The 23164-nt window shown below is 65.6% G+C and carries 22 protein-coding genes; 11 read left to right on the forward strand and 11 right to left on the reverse strand.

Features of this window, described 5'->3' with window-relative positions; all coding sequences use genetic code 11:
• The first annotated feature begins 13 nt into the window (after positions 1–13).
• The 4 genes from ccoM (at position 14) to JLK41_RS07735 (ending at position 3378) form a co-directional block, all read left to right on the forward strand.
• Positions 14–130 carry a cytochrome c oxidase subunit CcoM gene (ccoM, locus tag JLK41_RS25440; RefSeq protein ID WP_017361612.1) on the forward strand — a complete coding sequence of 39 codons (117 nt, stop codon included), beginning with the start codon at positions 14–16 and terminating at the stop codon, positions 128–130.
• Positions 131–337: 207 nt separating this feature from the next.
• Positions 338–2326 carry an FUSC family protein gene (locus JLK41_RS07725; protein ID WP_210390702.1) on the forward strand — a complete coding sequence of 663 codons (1989 nt, stop codon included), beginning with the start codon at positions 338–340 and terminating at the stop codon, positions 2324–2326.
• The gene (locus JLK41_RS07730; RefSeq protein ID WP_037048889.1) at positions 2313–2516 is read left to right on the forward strand and encodes a DUF1656 domain-containing protein; all 204 of its coding nucleotides are present in this window, start codon (positions 2313–2315) and stop codon (positions 2514–2516) included. Before JLK41_RS07725 ends, JLK41_RS07730 begins: the two co-directional genes overlap by 14 nt.
• A 10-nt stretch (positions 2517–2526) precedes the next feature.
• Positions 2527–3378 (forward strand): efflux RND transporter periplasmic adaptor subunit, encoded by an 852-nt coding sequence (locus JLK41_RS07735; protein WP_047587558.1) that lies wholly within the window; start codon positions 2527–2529, stop codon positions 3376–3378.
• Between the two features lie 242 nt (positions 3379–3620).
• On the opposite strand, the gene codA is transcribed toward JLK41_RS07735, so the two are convergent.
• The 5 genes from codA to JLK41_RS07760 form a co-directional block, all read right to left on the reverse strand.
• A complete protein-coding gene (codA, locus tag JLK41_RS07740) occupies positions 3621–4856 on the reverse strand; it encodes a cytosine deaminase (RefSeq protein ID WP_210390703.1) in 1236 nt (411 codons plus the stop codon).
• A 12-nt stretch (positions 4857–4868) separates the two neighbouring features.
• A complete protein-coding gene (locus JLK41_RS07745) occupies positions 4869–6092 on the reverse strand; it encodes a PucR family transcriptional regulator (RefSeq protein ID WP_210390704.1) in 1224 nt (407 codons plus the stop codon).
• Complete coding sequence (gene codB, locus JLK41_RS07750; RefSeq protein WP_037048875.1) at positions 6089–7360, reverse strand: cytosine permease; 1272 nt, start codon at positions 7358–7360, stop codon at positions 6089–6091. The genes JLK41_RS07745 and codB overlap by 4 nt, the downstream gene beginning before the upstream one ends.
• 207 nt (positions 7361–7567) lie before the next feature.
• Entirely contained in the window at positions 7568–8038 is a 471-nt protein-coding gene (locus JLK41_RS07755; protein ID WP_037048873.1) for a MaoC family dehydratase, read from the reverse strand.
• Complete coding sequence (locus JLK41_RS07760) at positions 8035–8985, reverse strand: alpha/beta hydrolase (protein ID WP_210390705.1); 951 nt, start codon at positions 8983–8985, stop codon at positions 8035–8037. The genes JLK41_RS07755 and JLK41_RS07760 overlap by 4 nt, the downstream gene beginning before the upstream one ends.
• Positions 8986–9202: 217 nt before the next feature.
• Here JLK41_RS07760 and fadD2 point away from each other — a divergent pair, with 217 nt between their 5' ends.
• The 3 genes from fadD2 to JLK41_RS07775 all read left to right on the forward strand — a co-directional run bounded on the left by fadD2 (position 9203) and on the right by JLK41_RS07775 (position 14983).
• Positions 9203–10891, forward strand: a complete 1689-nt coding sequence (fadD2, locus tag JLK41_RS07765) for a long-chain-fatty-acid--CoA ligase FadD2 (RefSeq protein WP_037048861.1) — start codon at positions 9203–9205, stop codon at positions 10889–10891.
• A gap of 404 nt (positions 10892–11295) precedes the next feature.
• Positions 11296–12984 (forward strand): long-chain-fatty-acid--CoA ligase FadD1, encoded by a 1689-nt coding sequence (fadD1, locus tag JLK41_RS07770; protein WP_037048860.1) that lies wholly within the window; start codon positions 11296–11298, stop codon positions 12982–12984.
• A 313-nt stretch (positions 12985–13297) separates the two neighbouring features.
• Positions 13298–14983, forward strand: a complete 1686-nt coding sequence (locus JLK41_RS07775; protein WP_210390706.1) for a methyl-accepting chemotaxis protein — start codon at positions 13298–13300, stop codon at positions 14981–14983.
• A gap of 12 nt (positions 14984–14995) precedes the next feature.
• Here the strand turns inward: JLK41_RS07775 and JLK41_RS07780 are convergent, their stop codons facing one another.
• A complete protein-coding gene (locus JLK41_RS07780; protein ID WP_210390707.1) occupies positions 14996–16168 on the reverse strand; it encodes a cyanate transporter in 1173 nt (390 codons plus the stop codon).
• Positions 16165–17067, reverse strand: coding sequence for a DMT family transporter (locus JLK41_RS07785; protein ID WP_210390708.1), 903 nt, complete (start codon positions 17065–17067; stop codon positions 16165–16167). The genes JLK41_RS07780 and JLK41_RS07785 overlap by 4 nt, the downstream gene beginning before the upstream one ends.
• Positions 17068–17152: 85 nt before the next feature.
• On the opposite strand from JLK41_RS07785, the gene JLK41_RS07790 reads away from it, so the two are divergent.
• On the forward strand, positions 17153–17665 hold the full coding sequence (locus JLK41_RS07790) for a MarR family winged helix-turn-helix transcriptional regulator (protein WP_150608780.1): 513 nt from the start codon (positions 17153–17155) through the stop codon (positions 17663–17665).
• A gap of 476 nt (positions 17666–18141) precedes the next feature.
• Positions 18142–18813: a hypothetical protein gene (locus tag JLK41_RS07795; protein ID WP_210390709.1), complete on the forward strand. Its 672-nt coding sequence runs from the start codon at positions 18142–18144 to the stop codon at positions 18811–18813.
• 38 nt (positions 18814–18851) lie between these two features.
• On the opposite strand, the gene JLK41_RS07800 is transcribed toward JLK41_RS07795, so the two are convergent.
• Positions 18852–19745 (reverse strand): LysR family transcriptional regulator, encoded by an 894-nt coding sequence (locus tag JLK41_RS07800; RefSeq protein WP_210390710.1) that lies wholly within the window; start codon positions 19743–19745, stop codon positions 18852–18854.
• 95 nt (positions 19746–19840) lie between these two features.
• Here JLK41_RS07800 and JLK41_RS07805 point away from each other — a divergent pair, with 95 nt between their 5' ends.
• A complete protein-coding gene (locus JLK41_RS07805) occupies positions 19841–21007 on the forward strand; it encodes an MFS transporter (protein WP_037048844.1) in 1167 nt (388 codons plus the stop codon).
• A 164-nt stretch (positions 21008–21171) separates the two neighbouring features.
• Here the strand turns inward: JLK41_RS07805 and JLK41_RS07810 are convergent, their stop codons facing one another.
• Entirely contained in the window at positions 21172–21657 is a 486-nt protein-coding gene (locus JLK41_RS07810) for a LysE family translocator (protein ID WP_210390711.1), read from the reverse strand.
• A gap of 134 nt (positions 21658–21791) precedes the next feature.
• Here JLK41_RS07810 and JLK41_RS07815 point away from each other — a divergent pair, with 134 nt between their 5' ends.
• Entirely contained in the window at positions 21792–22289 is a 498-nt protein-coding gene (locus tag JLK41_RS07815) for an Lrp/AsnC family transcriptional regulator (RefSeq protein WP_037048840.1), read from the forward strand.
• Positions 22290–22394: 105 nt separating this feature from the next.
• Here JLK41_RS07815 and JLK41_RS07820 read toward each other — a convergent pair whose 3' ends face one another.
• The gene (locus JLK41_RS07820; RefSeq protein ID WP_037048838.1) at positions 22395–22685 is read right to left on the reverse strand and encodes an addiction module antidote protein; all 291 of its coding nucleotides are present in this window, start codon (positions 22683–22685) and stop codon (positions 22395–22397) included.
• Complete coding sequence (locus JLK41_RS07825; RefSeq protein WP_150608788.1) at positions 22678–22980, reverse strand: type II toxin-antitoxin system RelE/ParE family toxin; 303 nt, start codon at positions 22978–22980, stop codon at positions 22678–22680. The genes JLK41_RS07820 and JLK41_RS07825 overlap by 8 nt, the downstream gene beginning before the upstream one ends.
• Positions 22981–23164 lie beyond the last annotated feature (184 nt).

The raw sequence follows: 23164 nt of genomic DNA on the forward strand, positions 1-23164 counted from the left end.
ACAGGAGGCAGCCATGTTCGTCGATACAGTGGTTCTCGCCGGAGTCGGCACCGTTCTTCTGATGGTCGCGTTCTTCGGGGGTGTTGGTTACTTCATCTGGAAGGATGCTCACAAGCGCAAGCAGAGCTGATCCTTCCGGTCAACTGGGCACGCAAGGCAATTCGGGCGACTTCGGTCGCCCATTTTTTTGCCTGTCGTTCCGGTTGACGGTCTCCTGGCAGGGAAAGTTGGGCAGGGGACTGGACGAAATTAGATAGCTAGCTAATAATTGGCTTTGTTTGGCTGCTCGCTCGAGCCGTCGTCTATCTTCAAATCGTCACGTTCCGAATCCCTGTCCATGCGAGATTCCCTGCAGGCTTTCCTGGCGCCCAGTGCCCAGGCTGTTCAATTCGCCGTCAAGACGTTGCTTGGCGGCGGGCTGGCGCTATGGCTCGCGCTGCGGCTCGGCCTCGAACAGCCGCAATGGGCGCTTATGACGGCCTTCATCGTCGCCCAGCCGCTGTCCGGCATGGTGGTGCAGAAGGGCCTGGCGCGGTTGCTCGGCACCATGGTCGGCACCTTCATGGCCGTGGTGATGATGGCCCTGTTCGCCCAGACACCCTGGCTGTTCCTGCTTGCCTTCGCCCTGTGGCTGGCGCTCTGTACCGCCGTTTCGACCATGCTGCGCAGCGCCTGGGCCTATTCCTTCGTTCTGGCCGGCTACACGGTGGCGATCATCGGCCTGCCGGCCATCGGCAAGCCCCATGTGATCTTCGACGAAGCCATCGCCCGCTCCACCGAGATCTGCCTGGGGCTGGTCTGCGCCACGCTGAGCAGCGCCCTGCTCTGGCCGCAGCGGGTCGAGCGGCAACTGGTGCAGCAGGCGCGCGACACCTGGCTGGCCGGCGTCAAGGCCGTGTGCCAGGCCCTGGCCGGGGAGGAGGGCGATTCGCGCCAGGGCCTGCTGGAAGTGCTGGCGCGTATCGTCGCCGTGGACGCCCAGCGCGAACATGCCTGGTTCGAGGGCGAGCGGGGGCGCCAGCGGGCCATCGCCCTGCGCGTACTCAGTCGCGACCTGCTCGGTATGCTGCGCCTGGCCCGTGGCGTGGCACGGCAATGGCGACAGCTCGGTACCGACGAGGCGCAGCGGGTCGCGCCCTGGCTGCAGGAGGTGCAGACGCAGTTGCAGGCACAGCCTGGGGAACTCTCCGAACTGCTCGCTCGCCTGCGCGAGGCGGCGCTGGACGAGACCCTGAGCGCTGCCCAGCAGCTGTGCCTGGAGCGCCTGGCCGTTCTCCTGCTGCGCGTCGCTGAGGCTCGTCGCGCGCTGCAGGCGGTGGAGCAGGGCCAGGCACCGGAGGATGCGCCGCGAGCGCTGTCCTGGCACTACGACTGGCAGACCGCGCTGGTCTATGGCGCGCGCAGCGGCCTGACCTTTCTGGCGCTGGCCGCATTCTGGATGGCCACCGGCTGGACCCACGCGATCGGTGCGATGCTGCTCGGCGCGGTGGTCTGCAGCCTGTTCGCCCGGCTGGAGGCGGCCCCGGCAATCGGCATGATGTTCCTGCGCGGCATTTTCTATGCGCTGCCGGTGGCGTTCTTCGTCGGGCAGATCCTGATGCCGCAGATCGACGGTTTCCCCATGCTCGCCCTGGTGCTCGGCGTGCCACTGTTCTTCGGCGTGCTGGGCATGGCCAAGCCAGCGCTGGCGGCGACCTCGACCTCGTTCTGCCTGCACCTGATCGTGCTCTGCCTGCCGCCGGCCGGTGTCGGCTATGACGTGGCCTACTTCCTCAACGAGGCCCCCGGCATGTTGCTGGGCGTCGGCTGTGCGGTACTGGCCTTCAAGCTGATCGGCCTGCGTGACCCGGTGTGGCATGGCCGGCGCCTGATGCAGGCCATCCTGCTCGACCTCGGCCGCCTGACCCGGCGTGACCTGGGACGTGCGGAGAACTGGTTCGGCGGGCGCATGGCCGATCGCCTGTTGCAGCTGGCGCGGCACTACCCGGCACGACCGGACCGTGCGCGCAGCCGCTGGGACGATGGTGTCGCCGGGCTCGATCTGGGTGACGAGTTGCTGCACCTGCGCGCCTGCCTGGCGCATGTCGACGCCGACCTGACGCAGGCGCAACAGCGTTTCCTGCAGCAGCTGGACGAGGTGCTGGAGCGGGGGCCGACGCCGGGCGGTCGGGATGCGCTGGATGCGCCCGCGACCGAGCTGCGCCAGGCGCTGGCTGCCCTGGCACCGAGCATCGAACGGCGCCTGGCCGATGCCGCCCTGTCGCAATTGCAGAACGGCTGGCGCCAGTGGTGTCACCTGAGAGGAGAAGCCCATGGGCTTGCATGAGTGGTCGCTGGGCGGCGTGTTGCTGAGCCCCATGGCGATCTACGCGGTATTGGCGCTGCTGCTGACCGGCGCGTTGCGCCTCGGCTTGCAGCGCATCGGGCTGACGCGCTGGATCTGGCACGAGGCCCTGTTCGACTGTGCCCTATATGTCTGCGTCCTGGCGGCCGTGATGGCCGTCCTGGCGCATTGAGGAGAGAAGCATGCATTCGACCATTCGTGTCGGTATCACCCTGGCCATGGTGGCGGCGGCGATCTTCGCCGGCTCGTGGATCTGGCAGCACTACATGTATTCGCCCTGGACGCGTGACGCCCGGGTGCGCGCGGATGTGGTAACCATCGCCCCGGACGTGTCCGGCTGGGTGCTCGAGCTCAAGGTGCGTGACAACCAGCAGGTCAAGGCCGGCGACCTGCTGATGACCATCGACCGCGATCGCTACCAGGCTGCAGTGGAGAAGGCCCAGGCCGTGGTGGACATCCGCCGCCAGCAGCTCAGCCTGCGTGAGCACGAGGCGTTGCGCCGCTCGCGTCTGGGCGCCAAGGCGATCAGCGCCGAACTGCTGGACAACGCCAAGATCAGCGCCGAGATGGCGCGTGGCGAGTACCGCGAGGCGCAGGCCGACCTGCGTATCGCCGAGCTGAACCTGGCGCGCAGCGAAGTGCGTGCACCGCGCGATGGCCAGGTGACCAACCTGGTCCTGGCGCAGGGCAACTACGTCAAGGCCGGGCAGGCGGTGATGGCTCTGGTCGACACCCAGTCGTTCTACGTGCAGGCCTATTTCGAGGAAACCAAGCTGCCGCGCATCCAGGTCGGCGCGCCGGTGGAGGTCTGGCTGATGGGCGGCACGGACGAGATTCGCGGCGAGGTGGAGAGCATCAGCCGTGGCATCACCGACCGCAACGCCAGCCCGGATGGGCAACTGCTGGCGGATGTCGAACCGACCTTCAACTGGGTGCGCCTGGCGCAGCGCATTCCGGTGCGCATCAGGCTGACCAGCCTGCCCGAAGACATCGCCCTGAGTGCCGGCATGACCGCCAGCGTACGGCTGGAGTAGGGCACTCTCGCAATTGTAGGAGCGGCTTCAGCCGCGAGCTCTTCAAGGGGACTCGCGGCTGAAGCCCCTCCCACGGTACCGCTGCTGCGTGCCTGGGTCCGTAGGGTGGACAACGCGAAGCTTGTCCACCGCTTGGGGGCTGTTCCTGTCGCCTGGGGATCGCTTAGCTCGACGGCCGGCTACGGGGTGATGCGACGGTGGATGAATAGAGCGTCATCCACCCTACGTGCCAAGGAACGTGATCAACTGCGTTCGATGCTGGCCGGGGTACGCCGCATCAGCACCTTGCCGTGACGCACCGACACCAGGGCGTGGCCCTGGCTGCGCACCATCTCGTAGTCGTCCGGTGCCGAGAGAATCAGCAGGTTGGCCGGGCGGCCGACTTCCAGGCCGTAGCGTTCGCCCAGGGTCAGCGCGCGCGCCGAGTTGTCGGTGATCAGGTCCAGGCTGCGCTTGAGGTCGTCGTAGCCGAGCATGTGGCAGATGTGCAGGCCGGCCTCGAGGATGCGCAGGATGTTGCCGTTGCCCAGCGGGTACCAGGGGTCGACGATGGAGTCCTGACCGAAGCAGACGTTCATCCCGGCGCGGTCGATCTCGGCCACGCGGGTCAGGCCGCGGCGTTTCGGGTAGGTGTCGAAGCGGCCCTGCAGGTGGATGCTCTCGGTGGGGCAGGAGACGAAGCTGATGCCGCTCATCTTCAGCAGGCGGAACAGCTTGGAGCAGTAGGCATTGTCGTAGGAACCCATGGCCGTGGTGTGGCTGGCGGTGACGCGCGCGCCCATGCCACGCACGCGGGCTTCCTCGGCCAGCACCTCGAGAAAGCGCGACTGCGGGTCGTCGGTTTCGTCGCAGTGCACGTCCACCAGGCAGCCCGTGCGTTCGGCCAGCTCCATGAGGAACTTGATCGACGACACGCCCTGGTCGCGGGTGTTCTCGAAGTGCGGGATGCCGCCGACCACGTCGGCGCCCAGTTCGATGGCCTGCTCCATCAGGGCGCGACCGTTCGCGTAGGACTCGATGCCTTCCTGGGGGAAGGCGACGATCTGCAGGTCGATCAGGTGGCGGGTTTCCTCGCGCACCTCGAGCATGGCCTTGAGCGCCGCCAGGGTCGGGTCGGTGACGTCGACGTGGGTGCGTACGTGCTGGATGCCGTGGTCGACCAGCATGTCGATGGTCTTCTTGGCGCGGGTCTTGGTGTCTTCGTGGGTCACCAGTGCCTTGCGCTCGGCCCAGCGCTCGATGCCTTCGAACAGTGTGCCGCTCATGTTCCAGGCCGGCTCGCCGGCGGTCAGCGTGGCGTCGAGGTGGATGTGCGGTTCGACGAATGGCGGCACCACCAGGTTGCCGGCCGCGTCGAGGTCGTCCGCCGCCGGGGTGGCACTGGCGGTCTGGATGTCGATGGCGGCGATCTCGGCGCCGTTCAGGGTGATGCGGTACAGGCCGTCGCGGCCACGCAGGCGGGCGTTGTGGATGATCATGCTGGGTTCCTCTCAGGCAGGCGACGACAGGCGCCGGATCAGCAGCGCGACGCTGATGTTCAGGCGGTCGTGCGGGGTGTCGAAGGAGCAGCCGGTCAGCGCTTCGATGCGCTGTAGACGGTAGCTCAGGGTATTGCGGTGAACGTTCAGGCGCTGCGCGGCCAGGGCCAGGTTGCCGTTCTCGGCGAACCAGGCCTCTAGCGTCGGCATCAGCACCGGCTGGTGGCGCGAGTCGTCGCCGATCAGCGGGCCGAGCACGCGCTCGACGAAGCGGTCGAGCAGGCTGCGATCGCGGATCGCGCCCAGCAGCTCCAGCACGCCCAGCTCGTTGAAACTGCACAGCCCCAGGCGCTCCGGGAAACGCTGGGCCACGGCCAGTGCCTGGCGCGCTTCACCCAGGCCCTGGGCGAAATGCGGGGCGTCGCAGCCGGCGCTGCCGAGGCCGAGAAACAGCCGTAGCGGGCCGAGTTGCGGGCGCAGCTCGTCGAGCAGTGCGGTCATCACCTGGCGGTTGCGCGCTTCATCCTGCGGCGTGGGGCAGGGCAGCAGGGCGATCCAGTGTCGGCCCTGGCTGACCAGTGGCAGCGCCTCGCCACGCTCGCTAAGGCTCTGCTCCAGGCGCCGTTGCAGCAGTTGCTGGCGGCTCTGCAGCTGGCGCTCGGCGTCTTCGCCGGCCAGGTCGCCGAACAGCTGCTCGCTGCCGTCGAGGCGCAGCAGCGCCACCTGACGCGGCACGTGCAGCGCCAGGCCGAGGCTGTCGCCGCGCTGCAGGAGCAGGTCCAGCGACTGGTAGTCGCCATCGAGCACCTGCTCCAGCACGTGCTGGCGCGAGCGGCCCAGTTGCTGCGCATGGACCAGCGCGGTGCCGATGGCCTGGGTGACCACCACCATCTTCAGGGCATAGGGTTGTTCGATCAGCGGCAGGCCCAGGCGCTCGGCCTCTGCGATCACGCTGGGCGGGATCGCCTGGATGTATTCGGCGCCGGTGAGGATGACCATGCCGGCGACGATGCGCTCGTGGCCCTCGCGCACCAGGCGCAGCAGGTTGGCTTCGTCGCGCGGATGGTTGATGCCGGTGACGAAGATCAGTTCGCCGCCCATCACCCAGTCGGCAATGCCCTCGTTCTCGGCCACGTAGGGCCAGCGCACGGCATTGTCGCGTCCGGCCTGGCCGGCACGCAGGCGCATGCTGGCCAGATCCGGCAGGGCGAGTACGTCGGCGACGGTCAGGCTCACGCGCCGGCGACCTGCTGACGGCCCGCGAGTGCCTTGTTCAGCTCGAACAGTGCGACATAGGCCAGCGCCGCCACCGCGATGCCGACCAGTGGCGCGACCCAGGGCGAGAAGTAGGCGCTCAGCGCACCGATCAGGTAGGCGCCGAGGCCGACCCAGTTGAAGGCCGGCAGACGGGCGTCGGCCAGTTTCGGGTAGCGTGCGCGGTGAGCGTAGAAGTAGTCGGCCATGATCACGCCACCAATCGGCGGGATGATCGAGCCGAGCAGGATCAGGAAGGGGATCAGCAGTTCGTACATGCCGCCGATGGCCAGCAGCGTGCCGATGCCGGCGCCGGCCAGGGTCACGGTCTTGCGCTTGCCGGTGCGCAGCAGGTTGCAGCCGGCGGCGGCGAAGTTGTAGATGGTGTTGTCCTGGGTGGTCCACAGGTTGAGGAACAGCATGATCACGGCGGCCATGGACAGACCCTGCAGCACCAGCACCTCGACCACGTCCGGTTGCTGGTAGACGATGGCGCCGTAGGCACCGGCGACGATCATCAGGCCATTGCCGATGAAGAAGCCGAGCAGGCTGGCCAGCACCGCGACGCGGCCGCTTCTGGCGAAACGGGTCCAGTTGGTCGCCTGGGTGGCGCCGCTGACGAAGGTGCCGAACACCAGGGTGATGGCCACGCTCAGGCTCATGCTCTCGGACGGCTCCACTGCCAACAGCCCGGCGAGGCCGCCGATGTCACGGGTGGCGATCCACAGCGACGCCACCAGCAGCACCAGCATGGCCGGCACGGCGACGCGCGAGAGCAGGTCCAGGCCCTTGTAGCCGACGAAGGCGGTGAGGCAGAAACCGAAGCCGAACAACACCATCAGCGGGATGGTCAGGCCCTCCGGCAGGCCGAGGATCTTCACCAGGACGATGGCGACGGTCGCCGTGCCCCAGGCGTACCAGCCGATCTGGGTGAAACCCAGGAGCATGTCGGACAGCTTGCTGCCCACTTCGCCGAAGCAGAAACGCCCCATCAGCACCGAGTTCAAGCCGCTGCGGCAGGCGATGAAACCCAGTGCGGCCGCGTACAGGCCCAGCAGCAGGTTGCCGATCACCGCGGCCCAGAGCAGGGTGGTGAAATCGAAGGCCATGCCGATCTTGCCGCCAGCGAACATGGTGGCGGTGAAGAAGGTGAAACCGAACAGCAGGATGGCGGTGGAGAACAGCCCCTTGCGGGCGCCGCTGGGGACCTCGCTCAGAGGGTAGTCGCTATCGGGGGTGGCGTTGCTCATGGACCTGGCTCCGGTAGGGGGGTAGGCCTTGGCGATAGCAGGGGACGTGCCAGAGTCAGCGGGCATGGCCGCTTGGCAAGGTAGTCAAAGGGGTTTGTGCAAAGTGCACAAGGAACTGCACTTCTGGAGTGTCAGATCGCTCAAGGCTTGTGAGTGTAGAACAAAAGTGGTGCGCGGCGCTGCTGCCGCGCACCAGTGTGCAGCGGATCAGGCGACGGTCACCTGCGGCATCGGCGGCATGGTCACGGTCTGCTCGGCGCTCGGGGCGAGCACTTCGGCTTCGCCGTCGACCACTTGCTTGCCGTCCTGGTTGAACACGCGGGTAGCGATGCGCACGCGGTTCTTCGGCAGTTTCTCCAGCACTTCCAGCTTCACGGTCAGGGTGTCGCCGAGTTTCACCGGGCGGGTGAACTTGAGCTGCTGGCCGAGGTAGATGGTGCCCGGGCCTGGCAGGTTGCAGGCGATGGCGGCGCTGATCAGCGCGCCGGTGAACATGCCATGGGCGATGCGCTCCTTGAACATCGTCTCGGCGGCGAAGGCGGCGTCCAGGTGTACCGGATTGTTGTCGCCGGACACGGCGGCGAACAGCTGCACGTCACGTTCTTCCACCTGCTTTTCGAAGCTGGCCTGCTGGCCGATTTCGAGCGCCTCGTAGGGGATGTTGGTTACCTGGGTCATGAACACTCCTGAGTGGGCTTGCGACCGTGGCTCAATGCCTGTTGCAGCCAGTCGATCAGATGGGCGGTGACCTCGTCGCGGTTGCTCTCGTTGAGCAGCTCGTGGCGGGCCTCGGGATAAAGTTTCAGTTGTACGTCGCGCACGCCGGCCTCACGCAGGGCACCTGCCAGGTCACCCAGGCGCTTGCCGTCGCTGACCGGATCACGCGAGCCGCCGATGACCAGCAGCGGCAGGTCGGCATCGATCTGCGCCAGGTTGGCGGGGGGCGTGATGTGCTGCAGGCCGTCGAGCAGGTCGCACCACAACTGCGTGGTGCAGACGAACCCGCACAGCGGATCGGTCACGTATTTGTCCACTTCCGCCGGGTCGCGGCTGAGCCAGTCGAAGGCGGTGCGGTTGGGCTTGAACGCCTTGTTGAACGAGCCGAAGGAGAGAAGGTCGATGACCTTGCTGCGGCCTTTCGCGCCCAGGCGCCAGCGTTCGAAACCGGCGATCAGGCGTGCCGCCTTGTACAGCGCCACGGGCTGGTAGTTGGAGCCGGAAAGTACGGCGCCCTGCAGGCTGCAGCTGTGGCCCATGAGGTAGGCGATGCCGATGTAGCTACCCATGCTGTGGCCGAAGAGGAAGATCGGCGTGTGCGGATGCTGCTGGCGAATGTGGTGATTGAGGGTGGAGAGGTCGCCGACGACCTTGCTCCAGCCGTCCTCGTCGGCGTAGTGCCCCAGAGTGCCGCGTTCGGCCGTGCGGCCGTGGCCGCGCTGGTCCAGGGCGTAGAGGGCGAAGCCCGCCGCCACCAGGGCTTCGGCCAGCCGTTCGTAGCGCAGGCTGTGCTCGGCCATGCCATGGGCAAGCATGACCATCGCACGGGGTGGCTCATCGCCGTACCAGTGGTTGACGTGCAGCGGCAGGCCGTCGCTGGCGTTGAGGGTGAAGGCGTCGTGGCGCATGGCGAATCCTTGTGCCGAAGGTTGGCGGCATTGTGCACCTTGCTCGTCATCAGGCAAAGCGTCGCGGTTTATTCGCGAATGCCAAAGATCGGTTACGAATCGCTACATTTATTGCGAAATTCAGCCCATCAATGACGCCTTCGAGCTATATGCGGTTCAGCTCTAAGCTGCTACTTTCCGGCCAGTCAGATCACTTCAGGGGAAGAGGACAAGAACAATGCAACCTGATTTCTGGAACGACAAACGCGCCCCTGGCGTGCCCAACGATATCGACCTGTCCAGCTACAAGTCGGTGATCGAAGTCTTCGAGCGCTCCTGCAAGCGTTTCGCTGACCGCCCTGCCTTCAGCAACCTCGGTGTCACGCTGACCTACGCCGAGCTGGACCGTCTCTCCGCTGCCTTCGCCGCCTACCTGCAGAAGCACACCGACCTCAAGCCGGGCGACCGCATCGCCGTGCAGATGCCCAACGTGCTGCAGTACCCGATCGCCGTGTTCGGCGCCATGCGCGCCGGCCTCATCGTGGTCAACACCAACCCGCTGTACACCGCGCGCGAGATGCGTCACCAGTTCAAGGACGCCGGCGTGCGTGCGCTGGTGTACCTGAACATGTTCGGCAAGCTGGTCCAGGAAGTGCTGCCGGACACCGAGATCGAGTACCTGATCGAAGCGCGGATGGGTGACCTGCTGCCAAGCCTCAAGGGCTGGCTGGTCAACACCGTGGTGAAGAAGGTCAAGAAGATGGTGCCCGACTACCACCTGCCGCAGGCCATCGCCTTCAAGCAGGTGCTCAGGCAGGGGCATGGCCAGGCGCTGGCGCCGGTCACCGCCAGCCACGAGGATGTCGCCGTGCTGCAGTACACCGGTGGCACCACCGGCGTGGCCAAGGGCGCGATGCTCACGCACGGCAACCTGGTGGCGAACATGCTGCAGGTCGATGCCTGCCTGTCGCAGCTCGGCCCGGACGGCACGCCGCTGATGAAGCAGGGCCAGGAGATCATGATCGCGCCGCTGCCGCTGTACCACATCTATGCCTTCACCGCGAACTGCATGTGCATGATGGTCAACGGCAACCATAACGTGCTGATCACCAACCCGCGCGACATCCCCGGTTTCGTCAAGGAACTGGGCAAATGGAAGTTCTCCGCCCTGCTGGGCCTGAATACCCTGTTCGTCGCGCTGATGGATCATCCCGAGTTCAAGAACCTCGATTTCTCCCACCTCAAGGTCACCAACTCCGGCGGTACCGCGCTGGTCAAGGCCACCGCCGAGCGCTGGCAGCAGATGACCGGTTGCACCGTGGTGGAGGGCTACGGCCTGACCGAGACTTCGCCGGTCGCCAGTACCAACCCCTATGGCGACAAGGCGCGCCTGGGCACCGTTGGCATTCCGGTGCCGGGTACCGCGTTCAAGGTGATCGACGACGAGGGCAACGAGCAGCCCCTGGGCGATCGTGGCGAGCTGTGCATTCAGGGGCCGCAGGTGATGAAGGGCTACTGGCAGCGCGAGGAGGCCACGGCCGAGGTGCTGGATGCCGACGGCTGGTTCAAGACCGGCGATATCGCCGTGATCGACCCGGATGGCTTCGTGCGCATCGTCGACCGCAAGAAGGACATGATCATCGTCTCCGGCTTCAACGTGTATCCCAACGAGATCGAGGACGTGGTCATGGCGCACCCGAAGGTCGCCAGCTGCGCGGCCATCGGCGTGCCGGACGAGAAGTCCGGGGAAGTGGTCAAGCTGTTCGTGGTGCCGCGCGATGGCGGGGTGACCGTGGAAGAGCTCAAGGCCTACTGCAAGGAAAACTTCACCGGCTACAAGGTGCCCAAGCACATCGTGTTCAAGGACGCCCTGCCGATGACGCCGGTGGGCAAGATCCTGCGTCGCGAGCTGCGCGACATCGCCTGAGCCGAAACCTCTCCCCCGGCCCGGGGGAGAGGTTTTCCCGCCTCTGTCCGCCAGCACGGCGGAGCATTTGTTGTGATTTGGTAACCACCGGCAGGGTGGCATGCCTCGTTTCGTCGAGCCCAGCACTGTGCCTGACGCCTGTTCAGGTTAGGCTCTGCGCGCTGTAAAAGCCGAGCTAGAGGCCTTTGTTCGATTCTCAGAGCGAAAGTTTGGTTGTGACTGGATGGTGTTTTCTGGTCATTTTTCTGACTCCGCAGGCCATGCTTGGTGCTGGTGAGCCTCTGGTAAAGCTGCTACTCTCGGCGCGCTTCCGGGCCCCTGGCCAGCGGGAAAGCGAGCTAAACACACAACAAACAACCGCCTGCGCGCGGTGAAGATCAGCTGTTGCTTAGGAGTGGGCTTCCATGACCGAAAACTTCTGGAAGGACAAGTATCCCGTTGGGGTCGCTGCCGAAATCAATCCCGACCAGTACCCGAACATCCTCGCGGTATTGAAAGAGTCCTGCCAACGCTTCGCCGACAAGCCTGCTTTCAGCAACCTGGGCAAGACGCTCACCTACGGCGAGATCTACCAGCTCTCCGGTGATTTCGCGGCCTATCTGCAGCAGCACACCGACCTCAAGCCGGGCGATCGCATCGCCGTGCAGCTGCCCAACGTGCTGCAGTACCCCGTCGTGGTTTTCGGCGCCATGCGTGCCGGCCTGGTGGTGGTCAACACCAACCCGCTGTACACCGCGCGGGAAATGGAACATCAGTTCAACGACTCCGGCGCCAAGGCGCTGATCTGCCTGGCCAACATGGCGCACCTGGCCGAACAGGTGGTGCCGAAGACCGGGGTGAAGACCGTCCTGGTCACCGAAGTGGGCGACATGCTGCCGACGTTCAAGCGTCTGCTGGTCAACTTCGTGATCAAGCACGTGAAGAAAATGGTGCCGGCCTACAACCTGCCGCACGCCATCAAGCTCAATGACGCCCTGGCCAAGGGCCGTGGCCAGAGCTTCAACGAAGCCAAGCCGAGCAACGGCGATATCGCCGTGCTGCAGTACACCGGCGGTACCACCGGCGTGGCCAAGGGCGCGATGCTCACGCACCGCAACCTGGTCGCCAACATGCTGCAGGTCAAGGAGCTGATGGGCGCCAACCTCGATGAGGGTTGCGAGGTGCTGATCGCGCCGCTGCCGCTGTACCACATCTACGCCTTTACCTTCCATTGCATGGCGATGATGCTGATCGGTGGCCACAACGTCCTGCTGACCAACCCGCGCGACCTGCCGTCGGTGGTCAAGGACCTGGCCAAGTACCGCTTCACCGGGTTCGTCGGCCTCAACACCCTGTTCGTTGCCCTGTGCAACAACGAAGACTTCCGCAAGCTGGACTTCTCCAGCCTGAAGGCGACCTTCTCCGGCGGCATGGCCCTGCAACTGGCCACGGCGGAGCGCTGGAAGGAAGTCACCGGTTGCGCCATCTGCGAAGGCTTCGGCATGACCGAGACCAGCCCGGTGGCCACGGTCAACCCGTTCAGCGCCATCCAGCTGGGCACCATCGGCATTCCGCTGCCTTCGACCCTGTGCAAGACCATCAACGACGAAGGCCAGGACCTGGCCATCGGCGAGATCGGTGAGCTGTGCGTGAAAGGGCCGCAGGTGATGAAGGGCTACTGGCAGCGCCAGGAAGCGACCGACGAGATCCTCGATGCCGACGGCTGGCTGAAGACCGGCGATATCGGCCTGATCCAGGAAGACGGCTACCTGCGTATCGTCGACCGCAAGAAGGACATGATTCTGGTGTCCGGCTTCAACGTCTATCCGAACGAACTGGAAGACGTCCTGGCGACCCTGCCGGGCGTGCTGCAGTGCGCGGCCATCGGCGTGCCGGACGAGAAGTCCGGCGAGGCGATCAAGGTGTTCGTGGTGGTCAAGCCGGGCGAGAGCCTGACCAAGGAACAGGTGATGGAGCACATGCGCGCCAACCTGACCGGCTACAAGGTGCCCAAGGCCGTGGAGTTCCGCGACGTGCTACCCACCACCAACGTCGGCAAGATCCTGCGCCGCGAGCTGCGTGACGAAGAGCTGAAGAAACTGGGCAAGAAGTGACGCGACCGCGTTGAACGAAAAACCCGCTACGGCGGGTTTTTTATTGCCCGTCATTCCTGGCAGGCAATCCTGCCGGCCGTGCACGCGGCGGTGCAGGCCGCCCCGAGGGGATCGCAGGCACCAGCGAGATGCGCTGCTGCCGGCATGACCATTGATCCTGATCAGGCACTCCGTGACCAGATACGGGATAGTCATTCCATTATGAGACGAGGCTGGTCATACCAGTTTTTGCTTTTCTCTGTTTTTTTGACGCCGTCATATTGGCAATATGCCGGCTCTATAACATCAAAGCGCCGGTAAAGGTGTACTGCCCATGATCTTCTCTCTGCGTCTGCGTTCCAAAGTGCTGCTGCTGGCGTTTGGTCCTATCTGCCTGTTGACCCTGCTGCTCAGCTCCATCGCGTTCGTCGTCCTCGGCAATCTGGCCGACCAGCAGGAGGCGCAGACCCGAGCCAAGCTGGTGGCGGACCGCAAGGCGGAGATCAAGCAGTACGTGGAACTGGCGGTCAACGCGATCGATCCGCTGTACCAGGCCTCCGCCGATGGCGACATGAACGCGCGCGCCCAGGCCGTGGAGGTGCTCAAGCGCCTGTCCTACGGGGCGGATGGCTATTTCTGGGGCTACGACAGCAACGTCCATCGCGTGCTGCAGGGCAACACCAACGACCGCATCGGCGAGGACTTCAGCGGCTACCGCGACCCCAATGGCGTCTATGCCATTCGCGAGCTGGTGCGAGCCGGCATGGATAGCAGCCACTACGTCGACTACGCCTTCGTGCTGGGCGACGGCAAGGTGCTGGTGGCCAAGGTCGGTTACTCGCACTACCTGCCCAAGTGGAAGATGGTCTTCGGCACCTCGGTCAATCTCGACGGGGTCGAGCGGGATGTCCAGGCGGCGCGGGCGCAGTTCCAGCACAGCGTCGACCGCCTGCTGATGGTCATGGCCGGCTCCGCGATCGGCCTGCTGCTGGTGCTGGCCCTGCTGTCCCTGCCGCTGGCGGCGTCGATCACCAAGCCGGTGCAGCTGATCAAGAGCAAGCTCGATGACATGGCGGCCGGGGAGGGCGACCTGACCCAGCGCCTGCCGGTTACCAGCCAGGATGAGCTGGGCGAGCTGGCGAGTTCGTTCAACGCCTTCGTCGCCAAGATTCATGCGTTGGTGCAGCAGGTATCGGTGACCACCGATCAGCTCTTCGGTCTGGTCGGTGGCGTGTCCAGTCAGGCGCAACGCTCCGAACAGGCGATGGCCGGGCAGCGTCAGGAGACCGATCAGGTCGCCACCGCCATCAACGAGATGTCCGCTGCGGCCCACGAAGTGGCGCAGAGTGCCCAGCGTGCCGCCGAGGCGGCGCGCGAGACCGATCAGCAGGGCCAGGATGCCAAGCGCGTGGTGGATGGCAGCATCGCCCACATCCACGACCTGGTCGGCGAGGTGCGCAGCAGCAGCGAGTCGCTGGACAGCCTGCGTCGCGACGTACAGGGCATCGTCAGCGTGCTGGAGGTGATTCGTGCGATCGCCGACCAGACCAACCTGCTGGCGCTCAATGCGGCCATCGAGGCTGCGCGAGCCGGTGAGGCGGGGCGTGGCTTCGCCGTGGTGGCCGATGAGGTCCGCGCCCTGGCCAGCCGTACCCAGCAGAGCACTGGGGAGATCCAGGGCATGATCGACCGTTTGCAGAATGCCACGGGCGAGGCCGTGGCGGCGATGCAGCGGGCCAGTCAGATGGGAGAGAGCACCCGCGAGCAGGCCAGCCATGCCGGCGAGGCGCTGGACAGCATCGCGGTGTTGATCGGCACCATCAACTCGATGAACGCGCAGATCGCCAGTGCTGCCGAGGAGCAGACCGCCGTGGCTGAAGAGATCAACCGCAGCGTGCACCAGATTGCCGTCGCGGTGGACGAGGTCGCCAGCGATGCGGAGCAGGGCGCGCAGGCCGCTCGTGATCTCGACGGCCTGGGCGGGCGCCTGCAGGGCCTGGTCGGCCAGTTCCGCGTCTGAGCGCCGGGCGCTTCAGTCCGTCAGCGCGTCCAGCGGACTCTGTTGCCGGGGCGGGCTGAAGCGCACGGCCATGACCATCAGCACCAGGGTGGCCAGCGCCATCAGCTGCCAGCTCAGGCTCAGGTCCGTGCTGTAGTGCCGTAGCAGACCCGCCAGCAGCGGTGCGCACGCCGCGATCAGATAGCCGCCGCCCTGGACGAAAGCCAGCAGATCCGCCGTCTGCCGCGGATCGTCCAGGTGATCCTGGGCCACCACCAGCGACAGCGGGAACAGGCCGCCGATACCGACACCGAGGAGCAGGGCGACGGGCACCACCAGGGTTTCCGGCGCCAGCTGCAGGCCGATCAGGCCGGCCAGCAGCGACAGCAGCACCGCCGCCAGCAGCGGCCGGCGGTCAGGAAAGCGCGGCAGCAGGCTGGATAGCAGCAGACCGGCGACGACCTCGCACAGGGTCAGCGCGGCCAGCAGCAGGCCACTGGCCTGGGCGCTCCAGCCCAGGGCGGTGTAGTAGGGCGGCAGCCAGGCCAGCACCAGGGTGTAGCCGGCGGTGCCGATGCCGAAGAAGCTCATCAGCAGCCAGGCCCGGGGCCAGCGCCAGGTCACCAGTGGCGGGGTGCTGACGACGGCGCTTGCGCCAGTGGAGGGCGCGGCGCGACGCCACACCGCTGCCGCCAGCAGGGCGGGCAGCGTCCAGCCTGCCAGGGCCCAGGCCCAGCCCAGCGACTGGGCCAGCCAGGGGGTGAAGGCCGCACCGAACGCAGCACCGGCCATGATCGCGCAGCTGTAGAAGCCGATCAGGCGGCCACTGTCGGCGGCGAAGCGCGACTTGATCAGACCGGGTAGCAGGGCCTGGACGAAGGCGATGCCCGCGCCAGCCAGCACCGCACTTACGAGCAGCGTAGAGGCTGCGGGCAACAGACCGCGCAGCAGTGAGGCGAGGGCGATCAGCAGCACACCGAGCAGAATCCCGCCGTTGTCGCCAAGGCGCCTGCGCAGAGGGCCGCAGGCCAGCGCCCCGAGCCCCATGATGACCACGGGCACGCTGGTCAGCAGGCTGGCGGCGACGTGATCCAGTCCGGTATCGCGCTGGATGCGGTCGAGCAGCGGGCCGATGGCTGCCAGCGCCGGCCGCAGGTTGAGGCCGAGCAGGACGATGGCGAGCAGTAACAGAGCCTGGCGTTTCATGCTTGGGCCTCCTTGGTACCGCGCGAGGCGACCAGCAGCACGCCACCGACGATGCACACGGCGGCCAGCAGCATCGACAGGCTGCCGTTCTCACCGAACAGGCCGATGGCCATGGCCGCGCCGATGATCGCCGCCACCGAGCCTATCTGGCTGAGGAACACCGCGCCGGCGAGCTTCTGCAGCACGAAGAACAGCGCGTAGACCATGGCGAACAGGGCCATCTGTCCGGCCAGCAGAGCGATCGCGGTGGCATCGTGCAGACGGGGTTGCAGATCGAACCCCAGCCCGCTCAGGGGGAGCAGCAGCAAGGCGCCGCCGAGCAGCATGCCGGGCGCCAGAGACAGCGGGCTGGCACCTTGTGGCCAGTAGCGGGAGCGGTAGATGTTGCCCAGGGCGAGGAACACCGGCACGCAGAGCGCCGCCAGCACCCACAGGTAGGGGCTGTCGCCGCTGTGCAGTTTGCCCAGCGCCAGCAGCACGCTGCCGAGCAGGCCGACGCAGATGCCCAGCAGGCGAATCCGGCTGGGGCCCTCCATGCGCAGGGCCAGGGCCAGCAGGTAGGTAACCAGGGGCGGAAAGGCCAGGCACATGGCCGCGAAGCCGGCGCCGACGTGCGGGATCGAGCTGAACATCAGGCCATTGGGCAGGGTGATGCTGAGCAGACCGGAGGCCAGGTAGTAGCGCAGCGAGGTGGCGCCCAGGCCGGGCCGCTCACCGCGCAGCCAGCTGAGCGCAAGCAGCAGCAGGCCACTGCCGAGCAGGCTCCACAGCAGGTAGGCGAGAGGTGGCCAGCCCTGCGTGCCGGCGATCTTCACCAGATTGGTGGTCAGTCCCATCAGCGCGCCGATGATGAACAGCAGTGACAGGGCCAGAAATGATCTGGAGCGTGAACCTGGCATGGGGATGCCTCCTTGGCGTGAATACGTTACGATGGCGACATTCTTTTTGAAAAGTATCTTGATGGCAAGATAAATCGAGGGCGACATGCAAGACCGCGCACAACTGGCTGCCGAGCAGTGGCAGCAGCAACGACCCGATCTCGATGCTTTCTCCATGGCCGTCATTGGCCGCCTGGGGGAGTTGAGCCTGCTGATCAGCCGCGATCACCTGCTGCCGTTCTTCGCCGAGCATGGCCTGCAGGCCGGTGAGTTCGACCTGCTCGCTACCCTGCGCCGTTCGGGTGAACCCTATGCGTTGATGCCGACTGCGCTGTACGAGAGCGCGATGATTTCCTCGGGGGGCATGACCAGCCGCATCGACCGCCTGGAAAAGGCCGGTCTGATCGAGCGGCGCAAGCATCCCAGCGACCGCCGCGGTGTCCTGGTGGCGCTGACGGCGGCGGGCTTCGAGCTGATCGACGGCATCATCACGGCGCACGTGGCCAACCTGCAGCGCGTGCTTGCAGGGTTGACCGCCGACGAGCAGCGAACGTTGCATGCGTTGCATGGCAAGTTGCTGGCGGGGGTGAAGGCGCGCGAGGAGGAGGCGCAGGGCTAGGTGGTGCGGCTGCGCTCCTGCCTGGGCCCGCGCCCGTGATATTCCGCGTCGCCATGCGCCGGGCAATTGCCCGTGGGGACGCTGCCGCCGTTTCCTGGCGTTCCGTCAGCCGAGCCGCTGATCCAGGCTCGTGACGGCATGGATCGCCCCCTGTGCGATGCAGGCGTCCAGGTCCGACTCTCACCCCGCGTGAATATTGGCCCCATGCCAGGGACAGGCCTGTCGCCCCTCATTTGGAGTATGTCGCCTGCTTGGGGCGCAATTATTGTCCAGGCATCGGTCGGTGACCTCTGGTCCATCCAGGAACCCTGCTGCGTTGCTGGTCACCGTACTGCGGCAATGGCCTGCTTGCTGCAGCGCGTAGACCGCCACAAGAACAAGAACCGAGGGTAAGGACTGTGCGAACGCCATCGCTGCTATTGCTGCTATGCCTGATCTGTCCGCTGGTCTGGGGGGACGCCCGCAGCGCGGGGACCTTGAGCGAGATCCTCAGTCGCAGCCAACTGATGTGCGCGAGTGCGATGCTCTACTTCAATCCGGCGGAGCGCAGACCCGACTCGCGAGGCCTGAGCGCTACCTACGAGCATCTGAACCTGATGGAGACCTACTGGGTGCAGCTCGGCCAGCCAGAAGCCTTTGCGCAGCCGTTGCGGGCCATCAAGGCGGTTTTCGACACCCTCGATCATCTGCCGGCAGCCGAGCGCGAACGCTACCCGGAGCTGATTCAGCAACTGCTCGACCATCAGCAACAACTGCATCAGGCCGTCTCAGTCGTCTATGCCGGTGCGAAGCCTGATCCGGCTGCCGCCGAGCTGCAGGTGCAGAGCCAGGCGCTGGCCGCGCTTCTGCTGGACTACCAGATTCGGCTGTATCCACTGCCACGAAAGAGCGGCCTGACACTCACGCCTGAGCGGGCACGGGACCTCGACCAGGCGATCGTCCGGCGTTTCGAGACGTTGCTTGCGCGTCACGTCGATCAGGCCGAGCTGTTGACGAAGATAAGGGCCAGCTACCTGTTCGTGCGTCCGCTACTGCAGCAGGCGGCCAACGGCCGCATCGCTGGCAGCGGCGGAGCCGAGTTCTATCTCAATCGTGCCTCTGTCGATCTGGACGAGCTGGCAGCAGCGCTGCTGCCCCGTGCTCCCTGAGTCGTCGTCGGTTCGCTGGTTCGCTACGCTTGCGTCGTTCACATGCTGTGCTGTTCAACCAGGAAATCCACGAATACCCGCACCCGCGCCGGCATGGCGGTGCCACCGACGAACACTGCGTGAATCGGTTCCCGGTCGCCGGGGTTGAAGGCCTGCAGCAGTGGCACGAGATCGCCGCGTTGCAGGTCCTCGGTCACGCTGAACTCGCCGATGCGCGTGATGCCCGCACCCTCGCGGGCGAGTTGCGCCAGCGCCTCGCCGCTGCTGCATGCGATGTTGCCGCAGACCTTCAGGGAAAACCCCTGGCCCTCGCGGATGAAGGGCCAGTTGGGCTCGGCGCGGCGGAAGTTGAAGCGCAGGCAGTTGTGCTGCAGCAGGTCTTCCGGTTGCTGCGGTGTGCCATGGCGTTCCAGGTAAGCGGGGGAGGCCACCACCACCTGGCCGGTTTCACCGATGCGGCGGGCAGTCAGCGGGCTGTCGGGCAGGTGGCCGAAGCGCACCGCCACGTCGGCCTGGCCGCCGAGAATGTCGACCACCTCGTCGCCCAGCGACAGGTCGACGGTGATGTTCGGATAGCGGGCAATGAAGGCCGCGACCAGCGGCACGATGGTCATCCGGCCATGGCCGAGGGCTGCACTCACACGCAGGCGGCCCCGTGGTACGCCCTGATCGGCAACGGCCTCTTCGACTTCCGCCAGGTCGGCGAGGATGCGCCGCGCGCCGCGCAGGTAGGCTTCACCCTCGGCGGTGAATGTGAGCGCGCGGGTGGTGCGCAGCAGCAGGCGGGTGCCGAGCCGTTGTTCGGTGCGCGCGATGATCCGGCTGACGGCCGAAGGTGTCAGCCCCAGTGCGCGAGCGGCGGCCGACAGGCTGCCTTGCTCCGCGACGGTGACGAACACGAGCATTTCGCCTGACCTGCCGTTGAAATCCATTTGTGCTCCGTAAGCAAAGGTGTTTGCCAGAAATGCCATCTACCGCGTTCAAGGTTTGGATCCTAGCATTCGCGGCATAGATGAGGAGCCTTTGCATGCGTATCAATCCACCCCTTGTTGCACTCGCCATCGGTGCCTTCGGCATCGGCGTCACCGAGTTCTCGCCCATGGGCATGTTGCCGGGTATCGCCGCCGATCTCGGCGTTTCCATTCCCGCCGCCGGGCTGCTGGTCAGCGCCTATGCGCTGGGCGTGCTGCTCGGCGCGCCGCTGATGACCCTGACCACCGGCAGGATTCCCCGGCGCTACCTGCTGATCGGCCTGATGGCCATCTTCACCCTGGGCAACCTGATGTCGGCCCTGGCCACCGACTACTACACCCTGCTGACTGCCCGGGTGGTGACCTCGCTGAACCACGGCGCCTTCTTCGGCGTCGGCTCCATCGTCGCCGCCAGCGTGGTGGCGCCGGACAAGCGCGCCGGCGCGGTGGCGGCGATGTTCATGGGCCTGACCCTGGCGACCATCGGCGGCGTGCCGCTGGCCGCCTGGTTTGGCGAAGTGTTCGGCTGGCGCACCGCGTTCTGGGGCATTACCGGCCTGGGCGTGCTGGCGATGCTGGCGCTGTGGTTCGCCCTGCCCAACGTGCCACTGCCGAAGAGCGATGGCGTGCTGGCCGAAATCCGCGTGCTGGGCCGAGGCCCGGTGCTGGCCGCGCTGGCGCTGACGGTGGTCGGTTCGAGTGCCATGTTCACCGTATTCACCTATATCGCACCGATCCTCAGCAGCGAAACCCATGCCTCGACCGCCTTCATCACCGCCATGCTGGTGCTGTACGGCGTGGGCCTGACGCTGGGCAACATGTGGGGTGGCAAGGCGGCGGACCGTTCGGTAGACCGCACCCTGATCGTCTCGTTGAGTGCACTGATCCTGGTGCTGCTGGCGTTCACCGTGCTGATGCGCTGGCCGCTGCCGGCTGCCGTGGCCATCCTGATCTGGGGCATCGCCAGCTTCGCCATCGTGCCGCCGCTGCAGATGCGCGTGATGGAGGCAGCCAAGGATGCGCCCAACCTGGCTTCTGCGGTGAACATCGGTGCCTTCAACCTGGGTAACGCCATCGGCGCGGCGCTGGGCGGCGCGGTGATCAAGGTCGGGCTGGGCTACCCGGCGATTTCCCTGGCCGGCGCGGCGATGGCGGGGCTGGGGCTGCTGATGGTGCTGGGGTTTGCCTGGCGCTCCAGGGCGGGAGCGGCTGCGCTGGCCTAACAAGGGCGGCGATAGAAAAGGGGGCAGACTGAACCGGTCTGCCCCCTTTTTCGTTGCGCAGGAGCGGTGGACAAGCTTCGCGTTGTCCACCCTACCCGAGGGCGCCGTAGGGTGGATGACGCTGTTTTCATCCACCGTTTGCCGATCTGAATGCCAGGCGTTCATCAGGGCCGTGTCGCCATGGCCAGGCGCAGGCCGAAGCCCATCAGCAAGGTGGTGAAGGTCCAGCGCTGTACCACCTGCAGCAATGGGCAGCGGCGCATCCAATGCCCGAGCGCCGCGCCCAGCATGGCGTACAGCAGATCGAAAAGCAGGCCGGTCAGCACCAGCACGCTACCCAGCACGAAGAACTGGCCGGCCACATCGGCACTGGCATCGACGAACTGTGGCAGAAGTACCGAGCAGAACAGCAGCGCCTTGGGGTTGCTGATGTTGGTCAGCAGGCCGCGGCAGGCGGAAGCACCATAGGCCCTGGTGGAAGATGCAGGCAACGGCGAGCAGGCTTCAGTGATCAGCGCGAGGCCGAGAGCCGTCGCCACGGCGTGCCGGCGACCCTGCATGCTGGACGTCTGCAACACCAGCACCATGTCCGGACCGGGAACCACGTACACCACGACCAATGCACCGATGAACAACTCGAGGTTCGTCATATTCACACTCAACCCTGCGATGACCCAGGCAAAAAAGCATACAGTCAGAGTGATTTCGTGGGGTTGCTAATTTGACCTGCGAAGTCTTGATCATTGGCATATCATGCCAATGGTGTTCATATAAAATTAAGAGTATGCCAATTGTGAAACTGGACAATCTGGACAGACGAATACTGGCGGCCCTGCAGCGCGATGCCAGGCTGACCAACGTGCAGCTCGCCGAGGAAGTGGGGTTGTCGCCGTCGCCCTGTCTCCGACGGGTACGCCTGCTCGAGGAAGCCGGCATCATCCGGGGGTATCACGCCGATCTGGACCGCGACGGCATCGGCTTGGGGCTGACCGTATTTGTCGGCGTCAAGGTCGAGCGCCACCAGGACGAGACGTCCACGGCCTTTCGCCAGGCCGTCAGCGCGTTGCACGAGGTGGTGTCCTGCCATCTGGTGTCGGGGGAGTCGGACTTCCTGCTGCAGGTGGTCGTCCAGGACCTCAGGGCCTATGAGCGCTTCCTGCTGGAATCCCTGCTGAAGTTGCCAGGCGTCAGCGACATTCGCAGCAACTTCGCCATCGCGACGGTCAAGGATCAGACCGCATTGCCGCTCGGGCATCTGCCGCAGGCCAGCGGCGGGGCCTGACTGCAGGTCACATCGTCAGCACGGCGCTTCGGCGCCAATGGCGGCGGCAGCTGCCGCGTGGCACGTGCCGCCTTGTGCGGAAAAAGGGGACAAATTTTTTTCCAGCTACCGCGCGTGTGGGCGCGCAGACATTTCAATCCCCAGCGCCTTCATCACCGCAAGCATGGTTTTCAGTGTCGGGTTGCCGTGCTCGCTGAATGAGCGATAAAGCTGCTCGCGGGACAGGCCGGTTTCTCTGGCCAGCTCGGTCATGCCTTTGGCGCGTGCCACCACGCCCAGCGCCTTGGCGATATAGCCGGCATCGCCGGTTTCCAGGGCGTCGCTCATGAATTCGGCAATGGCTGCGGGGCTGGTGAGGTATTCGGCGGGGTCGAAGTCGCTAAAGGTTTCAGTCATCTCGTTTTCTCCACGTCTGCAGGATCTGTTGGGCGGCCTCGATGTCGCGGCGTTGGCTGCCCTTGTCGCCTGCGCAGAGCAAAATCACCAGCGTGTCGCCTTGCTGGTGGAAATACACCCTGTAGCCGGGACCATAGTGAATCCGCAGTTCGCTGACGCCGTGGCCGACCGGCGCCACGTCGCCTGGCAAGCCTTCCATCAGCCGGTTGATCCGGGCCACGATGCGTGCCTTGCCAGTGTCGTCCTTGAGCTTCTTCAGCCAATTTCTGAAGGTGGCGGATTCGATTTTTCGCATGGATCGAATGTAGTTTATAAAGCACGAAATGCCAAGGTGGAGGCTCTGGCCGCGTCGGGTAGTGCTGGCTGTAGGTTGTGGCGCCGTTTCAGCATGGGTCGATGGACTGTTCGTTGGCCCTACGGCGCCCCGATCCGCCCGCATTAATCCTGCTCTCTGCGTCCAGGTGCGGAATCTGCGACAA

Origin of the sequence: Ectopseudomonas khazarica (assembly GCF_017915135.1) — a bacterium.
Lineage (GTDB): Bacteria > Pseudomonadota > Gammaproteobacteria > Pseudomonadales > Pseudomonadaceae > Aquipseudomonas > Aquipseudomonas khazarica.

Excerpts from the sequence above, each read along its gene's own strand:
- JLK41_RS07780 (WP_210390707.1), bottom strand. The coding sequence starts at position 16,168 with ATGAAACGCCAGGCTCTGTTACTGCTCGCCATCGTCCTGCTCGGCCTC.
- JLK41_RS07790 (WP_150608780.1), top strand. The coding sequence starts at position 17,153 with ATGCAAGACCGCGCACAACTGGCTGCCGAGCAGTGGCAGCAGCAACGA.
- JLK41_RS07815 (WP_037048840.1), top strand. The coding sequence starts at position 21,792 with ATGCCAATTGTGAAACTGGACAATCTGGACAGACGAATACTGGCGGCC.
- JLK41_RS07820 (WP_037048838.1), bottom strand. The coding sequence starts at position 22,685 with ATGACTGAAACCTTTAGCGACTTCGACCCCGCCGAATACCTCACCAGC.
- JLK41_RS07775 (WP_210390706.1), top strand. The coding sequence starts at position 13,298 with ATGATCTTCTCTCTGCGTCTGCGTTCCAAAGTGCTGCTGCTGGCGTTT.
- JLK41_RS07800 (WP_210390710.1), bottom strand. The coding sequence starts at position 19,745 with ATGGATTTCAACGGCAGGTCAGGCGAAATGCTCGTGTTCGTCACCGTC.
- codB (WP_037048875.1), bottom strand. The coding sequence starts at position 7,360 with ATGAGCAACGCCACCCCCGATAGCGACTACCCTCTGAGCGAGGTCCCC.
- JLK41_RS07735 (WP_047587558.1), top strand. The coding sequence starts at position 2,527 with ATGCATTCGACCATTCGTGTCGGTATCACCCTGGCCATGGTGGCGGCG.
- JLK41_RS07810 (WP_210390711.1), bottom strand. The coding sequence starts at position 21,657 with ATGACGAACCTCGAGTTGTTCATCGGTGCATTGGTCGTGGTGTACGTG.
- JLK41_RS07730 (WP_037048889.1), top strand. The coding sequence starts at position 2,313 with ATGGGCTTGCATGAGTGGTCGCTGGGCGGCGTGTTGCTGAGCCCCATG.
- codA (WP_210390703.1), bottom strand. The coding sequence starts at position 4,856 with ATGATCATCCACAACGCCCGCCTGCGTGGCCGCGACGGCCTGTACCGC.
- JLK41_RS07785 (WP_210390708.1), bottom strand. The coding sequence starts at position 17,067 with ATGCCAGGTTCACGCTCCAGATCATTTCTGGCCCTGTCACTGCTGTTC.
- JLK41_RS07825 (WP_150608788.1), bottom strand. The coding sequence starts at position 22,980 with ATGCGAAAAATCGAATCCGCCACCTTCAGAAATTGGCTGAAGAAGCTC.
- JLK41_RS07805 (WP_037048844.1), top strand. The coding sequence starts at position 19,841 with ATGCGTATCAATCCACCCCTTGTTGCACTCGCCATCGGTGCCTTCGGC.
- JLK41_RS07755 (WP_037048873.1), bottom strand. The coding sequence starts at position 8,038 with ATGACCCAGGTAACCAACATCCCCTACGAGGCGCTCGAAATCGGCCAG.
- ccoM (WP_017361612.1), top strand. The coding sequence starts at position 14 with ATGTTCGTCGATACAGTGGTTCTCGCCGGAGTCGGCACCGTTCTTCTG.
- JLK41_RS07760 (WP_210390705.1), bottom strand. The coding sequence starts at position 8,985 with ATGCGCCACGACGCCTTCACCCTCAACGCCAGCGACGGCCTGCCGCTG.
- JLK41_RS07725 (WP_210390702.1), top strand. The coding sequence starts at position 338 with ATGCGAGATTCCCTGCAGGCTTTCCTGGCGCCCAGTGCCCAGGCTGTT.
- fadD1 (WP_037048860.1), top strand. The coding sequence starts at position 11,296 with ATGACCGAAAACTTCTGGAAGGACAAGTATCCCGTTGGGGTCGCTGCC.
- fadD2 (WP_037048861.1), top strand. The coding sequence starts at position 9,203 with ATGCAACCTGATTTCTGGAACGACAAACGCGCCCCTGGCGTGCCCAAC.